This is a genomic window from Caulobacter sp. SRI_008 (assembly GCF_057586355.1).
The window spans coordinates 178,853-187,459 of sequence record NZ_JBYCZS010000008.1; the positions used below are offsets into that span (position 1 = coordinate 178,853).

The window sequence follows — 8,607 nt, forward strand, 5'->3', positions numbered from 1 at the left end:
TCGGCGCCCGGGCCTCGCGCCCGCCGCGCGCCGTGGAGATTCCCTGTATGTCGAAGAAGATGTTGATCGACGCCGCCCACGCCGAAGAGACGCGTGTGGTGGTCGTGGACGGTTCGCGGGTTGAAGAGTTCGATTTCGAGAGCCAGACCCGCAAACAACTTCGTGGAAATATCTATCTCGCCAAGGTGACCCGCGTTGAACCCAGCCTCCAGGCTGCGTTCATCGAATACGGCGGCAACCGCCACGGTTTCCTCGCCTTCAACGAGATCCATCCGGACTACTACCAGATCCCGGTCGCCGACCGTGAAGCGCTGATGCGCGACGACTCGCACGACGACGAGGACGACGCGCCCGTCTCGCGCCGCGCTTCGGGCGGCGACGACGAAGACGACCACGATCACGCCATCGACGACGAAGACGACGACGTCGAAGAAGAACTGGCGCGCCGCAAGCGCCGCCTGATGCGCAAGTACAAGATCCAGGAAGTGATCCGCCGCCGGCAGATCATGCTGGTTCAGGTCGTCAAGGAAGAGCGCGGCAATAAGGGCGCGGCCCTGACCACCTACCTGTCGCTCGCCGGCCGCTACGGCGTCCTGATGCCCAACACCGCCCGTGGTGGCGGCATCAGCCGCAAGATCACGGCCGTGACCGACCGCAAGCGCCTCAAGAGCGTGGTGCAGAGCCTCGACGTGCCGCAGGGCATGGGCCTGATCGTCCGCACGGCCGGCGCCAAGCGCACCAAGGCCGAGGTCAAGCGCGACTACGAGTACCTGCTGCGTCTGTGGGAAAACATCCGCGACAACACGCTGCACTCGGTCGCCCCGGCGCTGATCTACGAGGAGGAAGACCTCGTAAAGCGCGCCATCCGCGACATGTACGACAAGGACCTCGACGGCATCTGGGTCGAGGGCGAGGCCGGCTACCGCGAAGCCCGCGACTTCATGCGCATGCTGATGCCCAGCCAGGCCAAGAAGGTGTTCCCGTACCGGGAAGCCGCCCCGCTGTTCGTCAAGCACAAGATCGAAGACCACCTGGCGCAGATCTACTCGCCGGTCGTGCCGCTGCGTTCGGGCGGCTATCTGGTGATCAACCAGACCGAGGCCCTGGTCGCCATCGACGTCAACTCGGGCAAGGCCACGCGCGAGCGCAACATCGAGGCCACGGCCCTCAAGACCAACATCGAAGCGGCTGAAGAAGCCGCCCGCCAGCTGCGCCTGCGCGACCTGGCCGGCCTGATCGTCATCGACTTCATCGACATGGATGAAGGCAAGAACAACCGCACGGTCGAGAAGGTCCTCAAGGACGCGCTCAAGGACGACCGCGCCCGCATCCAGATGGGCAAGATCTCGGGCTTCGGCCTGATGGAGATCAGCCGTCAGCGCCGCCGCACCGGCGTGCTGGAAGGCACCACCCACGTCTGCGAGCACTGCGAAGGCACCGGCCGCGTCCGCTCGGTCGAATCGAGCGCCCTGGCCGCCCTGCGCGCCGTCGAGATCGAGGCCCTCAAGGGCAGCGGCTCGGTGGTGCTGAAGGTCAGCCGCGCCGTCGGCATCTACATCCTCAATGAAAAGCGCGCCTACCTGCTGCGCCTGCAGCAGAACCACGGCCTGTTCGTCACCGTGCTGGTCGATGACGGCCTGCGTCAGGCCGAGCACGAGATCGAGCGCACCGAGCTGGGCGAGCGCATCGTGCCGCCGCCGGTCGCCTACGAGCCCGATCCGGTGTTCGACGAGGTGTTCGACGACGAGGACGAAGACGAAGACGAAATCATCGTCGACGAGTCCGAAGAGGACGAAGACGAGGACGAGGCGCCCCGCAAGGCCCGCTCGGACGACGATCGCGGCGGCCGTCGCGGCAGCAAGCGCCGTCGTCGCGGTCGTCGCGACGAGGAAGAAACCGCCGAGGACGCGCCGGTCGAGGACGCCGAAGCCGAATTCGACGCTGAAGGCGACGCCGACGGCGATGACGAGGAATCGCGCCGTCGCCGCCGTCGCCGGGGTCGCCGCGGCGGCCGTCGCGGTGGTCGCGAGGACGGCGATCGCGCCGCCGACGCCTATGTCTGGACCCGTCCGCGCGTCCCGTTCGGCGACAACCCGTACGTCTGGCACGATCCGGAAGCGCTGGAAGCCCGTGGCGGCGAAGGCCGTCGCGACCGTCCGGAACGCGCCGAGCGCCCCGAGCGTGCTGAACGTCCCGAGCGCGCCGAGCGTCCTGAGCGCACCGAAGCCGCCGAGCGTCCCGAACGCGCTGAACGCCCCGAGCGTTCGGAGCGCCGTGACCGCCGTCGCGGCCGCGACCGCCAGCCGGCCGCCGAGACCCCGATCGCCCCGATCGCGGTCGAGGACGTCGCCCCGCTGGTGCTCGAGCCGCCGGTGATCCTGGGTCCGCCCGCCGACGTCTGGGTCGAACTGCCCGAGGCCGCCGAAGCCGCTCCGGCCAAGAAGCCGCGCCGCTCGCGCAGCCGCGGCCGCAAGGGCGCCGCCGAAACCGAAGCGACCGAAGCCGAGGCCGTGATCGCCGAAGCCGCGGCCGAGCCTCAAGCCGAGGCCCTGGCCGAAGTCGTCGCCGAGACCGCGCCGCTCGTCGCCGCTGATGTCGAGATCGCCCCGGAGCCGGCTCCCGAGCCCGTCGCGCCGGAACCGGTGGTCGAAGCCGTCGCCGAACCGGTGGTCGAGGCGGCTCCCATCGCCCCCGTGGCCGCCGAACCGGAACCCGCGCCGGTCTCGGCCGAGCCGGATCCGAACGAGATCACCGCTCCCCCCGCCGCGCCCAAGCGCGGCTGGTGGCGCCGCGGCTGATCCAGCAACAAAGGACCGCGGCGGCGCCATGGCGTCGCCGCGGTTCGCGCCTATATCCCCTCCTAGACAAGCCTCGCTCTGAACAAGCCTAGCCTTTGCGATTCCCACTTGAAGCGCGCTAGTCTGCCCGACGGCGCGGGGGCGCGACCAGGAGACCATCGATGACGTCCCGCAAGAGGGCGGTCGGCAAGACCTTCGGGGCCGGCCTCTCGGCCCTGGCGCTTCTGACCGCCGTCATGGCCCCGATCAGCGCGGCCCACGCCCAGGACGGCGGCATCTCACTGATCCGCGACACCGAGATCGAAGAGATCCTGCATCGCGACGCCGACCCGATCTACGCGGCGGCGGGCCTGGATCCCAAGACCGTGCGCATCCTGCTGGTCGGCGACAAGGAACTGAACGCCTTCGCCACCCAGGGCCTGATGATGGGCCTCAACACCGGCCTGATCCTGCAGACCGAGACGCCCAACCAGCTGAAGGGCGTCATCGCCCACGAAAGCGGCCACCTCGCCGGCGCCCACCCGCTGCGCTCCGACGAGATGATGAAGGCCGGCCTCAAGCCGATGATCCTGACGATGGGCCTGGGCGTCCTGGCCGCCCTGGCCGGCGCGCCCGACGCCGGCGCGGTGCTGTTCGGCAACGCCAGCTATTTCGGCACCCTGGGCGCCCTGGGCTACAGCCGCGAGCAGGAATCCCGCGCCGACCAGGCCGGCGCCAACTTCCTGGAAGCCACCGGCCAGTCGGGCCGCGGCCTCGTCGAGTTCTTCGACAACTTCCGCTACCAGGAGGTCTTCGACCAGTCGCGGCGCTTTGCGTATTTCCGCAGCCACCCGCTGTCGTCCGACCGCATCGAGGCCTTGCGGGCCAAGGTCGAGCGCCTGCCGCACTACGACGCCGTCGACAGCCCCGACGAGCTGGCCGAGCACGAGATCATGAAGGCCAAGCTGGAGGGTTTCATCAACCCGCAGACGGCCCTCATCAAGTACCGCGAAAGCGACCGCGGCTTCCCCGCCCGCTACGCCCGCGCCATCGCCTACTACCAGATGAAGGAGCCTGACCGGGCCCTGCGCATCCTCGACGACCTGATCGGCGAGAACGAGAAGAACCCCTATCTCTGGGAGCTCAAGGGCCAGATCCTGTTCGAGTTCAACCGCGTGGCCCTGGCCGAGGAGCCGCAGCGCCGCTCGGTGGCGCTGAAGCCCGACGCGGCCCTGCTGCGCATCAATCTGGGCCAGACCCTGATCGGCCTCGACGATCCCAAGAAGGTCGAGGAAGGCGTCGGCGAGCTGAAGCGCGCCCTGGTCAACGAGAGCGACAACGCCGTGGCCTGGCGCCTGCTGGCCCAGGCCTACGACAAGCAGGGCAAGGACGGCGACGCCCGCCTGGCCACCGCCGAGCAGTACTTCAACCTGGGCGCCGTCCGCGAGGCCCGGGTGTTCGCCATGCGCGCCCGCGAACTGCTCAAGAAGGACACCCCCGAGTGGCGGCGCGCCACCGACATCGTGCTGGCCTCCAAGCCCAGCGACCAGGACCTCAAGGCGCTCGCCAAAGAGGGCCTGTTCGGCCGTTGACCTCCCGCATAGAGACCTGAATGCCCCTTCGCCGTCCCCTCGCCTTCGCCGCCGCCGGCCTCGTCCTGTCGATCGGCATGGCCGCCTGCAGCCAGCCCCAGACCGCCGGCAAGGCCGACACGCCCAAGGTCGACGAAGCCTTCGGCAAGAAGGTCCGCGCCTATCTGCTGGAGCATCCGGAGATCCTGCTGGAAGTCAGCGCCAGGCTGCAGGAGAAGCAGCTGGCCGAGGCCTCGGCCAAGTCGCAGGGTGCCATCGCCAAGCACCGCCAGGCCATCGAGCGCGACCCGCGCGACTTCGTGGCCAACCCGAACGGGACGATCACCGTCACCGAGTTCTTCGACTACAAGTGCGGCTACTGCAAGCTGGCCGCCCCGCAGATCCTCGAGATCATCGAGAAGAACCCCGACGTCCGCTTCGTCTTCAAGGAGTTCGTGATCTTCGGCCACACCTCCGAGGTCGCCGCCCGCATGGCGATCGGCGCCCAGGACCAAGGCAAGACCCTGGCCGTCTACAAGGCGATGATGGAGGAGAAGAGCCTCGACGACGCCGCCGTCGATCGCCTGGCTAAGGCCGCCGGCGTCGATGTCGCCAAGGCCCGCGCCGCAGGCCAGAGCGCGGCCGTCACCCAGCAGCTGCAGGACATCCAGGGCCTGGCCCAGACCCTGGCCATCGAAGGCACCCCGGCCTTCATCGTCGGCGACAAGATGATCCCGGGCGCCGACATGAACGCCCTGAAACTGGCCATCGAGGAAGCCCGCCTCGCGGCCAAGAAGAAGGGCTGACGCCAGGCGCGCACCGGGCGGCAGGAGTCGCCCGGCGGTCGAAACGGCGCGGCAAGCTTTGCCGCTCCGGCCGGGCCTTGCCGCGACACATCGCCGCAACCTTTTGAAATCTTTGGTAACCGCCGTGCGAGCCCCGCTTGCACGGCGTTTGCTTTGCATCTCCCGCCAGATCCTCGGCGGGAGTTCCCATGCTTGTTTCAGGTTCCAGTTCCTGGTCGATCCTGTCGACCGCGGCCGCCGATCGCGTCAACGGCGCGACCGCCCAGTTCGCCTCCGCCACGTCGGGCCTCGGCGGAAGCTCGGCCAAGCAGGAGCTCTACGACTACGCGTCCAAATCGCCGGCCGAGAAGATGCGCGCGGCCATCCTCGGCAAGCTTGGCCTCACCGAGGAGCAGGTGGCCGCGATGGACCCCAAGGAGCGCCAGAAGGTCGAGGACCAGATCAAGCAGATGATCAAGGACGAGGTCACCCAGCAGGCCGAGGAGAAGAAGGGCGTGCTGGTCGACTTCAAGGCCTGAAGCCCAAGATCCTCCCCCTCTGGGGGAGGTGGCCGCGAAGCGGACGGAGGGGGGCGTTTTCAGCTAGTGCTGAACCAGCCAATTTCCCGGTCACTCCCCTCTCCGTCGCCTTCGGCGACACCTCTCCCACAGGGAGAGGGCCTTTGTTCCCTAGATCAACCCCGCCAGCGGCGAGCTCGGATCGGCGTAGAGCCGCTTCTGCATCCGCCCGGCCAGATAGGCTTCCCGCCCGGCGATCACCGCGTGCTTCATGGCCTTGGCCATGCGGATCGGGTCCTTGGCCTCGGCGATGGCGGTGTTCATCAGGATGGCGTCGCAGCCCAGCTCCATGCCGATCGCGGCGTCCGAAGCCGTGCCGACGCCGGCGTCGACCAGCACCGGCACCTTGGCGTTCTCGATGATGATCCGCAGGTTGACGCGGTTCTGGATGCCCAGGCCCGAGCCGATCGGCGCGCCCAGCGGCATGATCGCCACCGCGCCGGCCTCTTCCAGCTTCCGGGCGTACACGGGATCATCCGAGCAGTAGACCATCACCTGGAAGCCGTCGGCGACCAGCAGCTTCAGCGAGCGCAGGGTCTCTTCCATGTCCGGGAACAGGGTCTTGGGGTCGGAAAGGACCTCCAGCTTGACCAGGTCCCAGCCGCCGGCCTCGCGGGCCAGGCGCAGGGTGCGCACGGCGTCCTCGCCGGTGAAGCAGCCCGCCGTGTTCGGAAGATAGGTGAACTCGGTCGGCTTGACGTAGTCGACCAGCAGCGGTTGGCTCGGATCGGTCAGGTTCACGCGGCGCACGGCCACGGTGACGATCTCGGCCCCGGCCGCGCGGGCGGCGGCGGCGTTGGTCGCATAGTCCTTGTACTTGCCGGTGCCCACGATCAGGCGCGAGCGGAAGGTGCGGCCGGCGACGGTCCAGGTCTCGTCGGCGTCGACGGTCTGGACGGCGGATTCGGGGGAAACGTGCGCGTTCATCCGGCCGGTTTACGCCTGGGCAGCCTGGGATTCAAATCCGTAGAGGCCCGTGGGTGATCGACTGCTGGGATTGCCTGGCTTCCACCGCCCCTGGTCTCCCCTCTCCGTAAAATCCCCGCGAAAGCGGGGACCCAGGCTTTTTCCGTTCCCTCTCCCCTTGCGGGAGAGGGTGGCCCCGCGGAGCGGGGTCGGGTGAGGGGTCTCTCAAAAATCGAAGCCGCGTGCGGCGGTCAGGCCGGGTGAAACGTCTCAGGTCTGAGAGACCCCTCATCCGTCGGCCTTCGGCCGCCACCTTCTCCCGCAAGGGGAGAAGGATCGTGGACGGGGATAGAGTGCCCTCAATCCCCGTCGAGCGCGGATCAAACCCCAACCAATCCAGCCGCTTACAACTTTCTTAGCGCTCTGGATCAGACGCGCTGAAACCCGCTGCATAATGGACCCCGTCCCGTCGCAGGGAGAGGGCGCAAGGATCCGGCCCGAAGCGGCGACGGCGATGCGATCGAGCGGGGCCGCCGGAGCTGCGTGAGCAGGACCGGGCCAGGCTTAAATGAGGATGGGGGACGTAAATCCATCCATCGGGAGCTTGCCTCATAGGCTTCCGCCCGTCCGAGGGTCCGCTCCGGCGCCTTCTGTCTGAACGCGATGGCTAGCGAAGCTTACAGCCCGGTTCCGGGGAAGGCATATGCCGAAGGGGGTGAAGGGCGGAAAAGGCCCGCGCGCCCCGGCCTGAGGTCAAGAACGATCGCGCGGGGCGTCAGAGCTTCGTCGAAACGGTATTCAAATCACAGCTCCGGGCGAGGCCCGGACGCCCCGCGCCCTCTCCATCAACTCAGCGGTTCACCGCGTGAGATCGCCCACCCGTTCCCTCTCCCCTTGCGGGAGAGGGTGGCCCTGCGGAGCAGGGTCGGGTGAGGGGTCTCTCAAAACTGAAAGCCGCGTGCGGCGGTCAGGCCGGGCGAAGCGTCTCACATTTGAGAAACCCCTCATCCGTCGGCTTCGCCGCCACCTTCTCCCGCAAGGGGAGAAGGACGCTCCCAATCACCCGCCCCCAATAAAGGTCACGATCTCGATGCGGTCCCCATCGGCCAGCGCCGTGTCGGCATAGAGCGAGCGCGGGGCGATCTCGAGGTTGCGCTCGACCGCCACCTTGCGTGCGTCCAGGCCGAGGGCGGCCACCAGGTCCGCGATGCTGGCGACGCCGTCGAATTGGCGGTCTTCGCCGTTCAGTAGAAGTCTCATCTCACCTCCGAAGCGAGGCATGCTTGTGACGCGAGGGAACCGGCTATACAAGACCTCCGGAATCGACGGCGGAGCCGAATGGTCAAACCGATCCATGTGCTGAGCGGGCCCAATCTCAACCTGTTGGGAACGCGGGAGCCCGAGATATACGGCAAGGACACCCTGGATGACGTGCGCAAGCGCTGCGAAGCGCGGGCCGCGGCCAAGGGGCTTTCCGTCGTTTTCCGGCAGAGCAATCACGAAGGCGTGCTGATCGACTGGGTGCAGGAAGCTCGCACCGAGGCCAGCGCGCTCGTGATCAATCCGGCGGGTTATGGACACACCTCCATCGCCCTCCTCGACGCCCTGAAGACCTTGAATATCCCGGTCATCGAGTGTCACCTGTCGAACCCTGCGGCGCGGGAAGAGTTCCGTCGCCACACCTTCGTTTCGCTTGCCGCGACGGGCCTGGTCTCGGGCTTCGGCGCAGCAAGCTATGAACTGGCCATCGAGGCCGCCGCCGGACTGATCAGCGCCGACTGACGTCCGCGCTCCCGGCCCAGAACCATAAGGTACGATTTCAATGTCCACTCCGAAGGCTCCCGAGACGGTCGAAACCCCGTCGATCGACGCCCGCCTTGTCCGCAAGCTCGCCGACATCCTGAAGGACACCGGCCTGAGCGAGATCGAAGTCGAGCATGCCGGCCTGAAGATCCGCGTCGCCCGTGAACTGACCGTCGCCCCGACCGCC

7 protein-coding genes and 1 pseudogene are annotated in these 8,607 nt (G+C 67.8%); 6 read left to right on the plus strand and 2 right to left on the minus strand.

The window, feature by feature from the left end:
• Positions 1 to 47: 47 nt before the first annotated feature.
• The 4 genes from AC2YHT_RS09580 to AC2YHT_RS09595 all read left to right on the plus strand — a co-directional run bounded on the left by AC2YHT_RS09580 (position 48) and on the right by AC2YHT_RS09595 (position 5,672).
• On the plus strand, positions 48 to 2,798 hold the full coding sequence (locus AC2YHT_RS09580; RefSeq protein WP_487289409.1) for an Rne/Rng family ribonuclease: 2,751 nt from the start codon (positions 48 to 50) through the stop codon (positions 2,796 to 2,798).
• Positions 2,799 to 2,959: 161 nt separating this feature from the next.
• Positions 2,960 to 4,369 carry a M48 family metalloprotease gene (locus tag AC2YHT_RS09585; RefSeq protein WP_487289410.1) on the plus strand — a complete coding sequence of 470 codons (1,410 nt, stop codon included), beginning with the start codon at positions 2,960 to 2,962 and terminating at the stop codon, positions 4,367 to 4,369.
• A 20-nt stretch (positions 4,370 to 4,389) separates the two neighbouring features.
• Positions 4,390 to 5,154: a DsbA family protein gene (locus AC2YHT_RS09590; RefSeq protein ID WP_487289411.1), complete on the plus strand. Its 765-nt coding sequence runs from the start codon at positions 4,390 to 4,392 to the stop codon at positions 5,152 to 5,154.
• Positions 5,155 to 5,342: 188 nt separating this feature from the next.
• Positions 5,343 to 5,672, plus strand: a complete 330-nt coding sequence (locus AC2YHT_RS09595; RefSeq protein WP_487289412.1) for a hypothetical protein — start codon at positions 5,343 to 5,345, stop codon at positions 5,670 to 5,672.
• A 150-nt stretch (positions 5,673 to 5,822) separates the two neighbouring features.
• On the opposite strand, the gene AC2YHT_RS09600 is transcribed toward AC2YHT_RS09595, so the two are convergent.
• Both AC2YHT_RS09600 and thiS read right to left on the minus strand, forming a co-directional pair.
• Positions 5,823 to 6,638, minus strand: a complete 816-nt coding sequence (locus AC2YHT_RS09600; protein WP_110119826.1) for a thiazole synthase — start codon at positions 6,636 to 6,638, stop codon at positions 5,823 to 5,825.
• A 1,038-nt stretch (positions 6,639 to 7,676) separates the two neighbouring features.
• The gene (thiS, locus tag AC2YHT_RS09605; protein ID WP_058346516.1) at positions 7,677 to 7,877 is read right to left on the minus strand and encodes a sulfur carrier protein ThiS; all 201 of its coding nucleotides are present in this window, start codon (positions 7,875 to 7,877) and stop codon (positions 7,677 to 7,679) included.
• A gap of 78 nt (positions 7,878 to 7,955) precedes the next feature.
• Here thiS and AC2YHT_RS09610 point away from each other — a divergent pair, with 78 nt between their 5' ends.
• Together AC2YHT_RS09610 and AC2YHT_RS09615 are read left to right on the plus strand one after the other, a co-directional pair.
• On the plus strand, positions 7,956 to 8,399 hold the full coding sequence (locus tag AC2YHT_RS09610) for a type II 3-dehydroquinate dehydratase (RefSeq protein ID WP_110133346.1): 444 nt from the start codon (positions 7,956 to 7,958) through the stop codon (positions 8,397 to 8,399).
• Positions 8,400 to 8,439: 40 nt separating this feature from the next.
• Positions 8,440 to 8,607 (plus strand): annotated as a pseudogene (locus AC2YHT_RS09615) (acetyl-CoA carboxylase biotin carboxyl carrier protein); the annotation flags it as partial.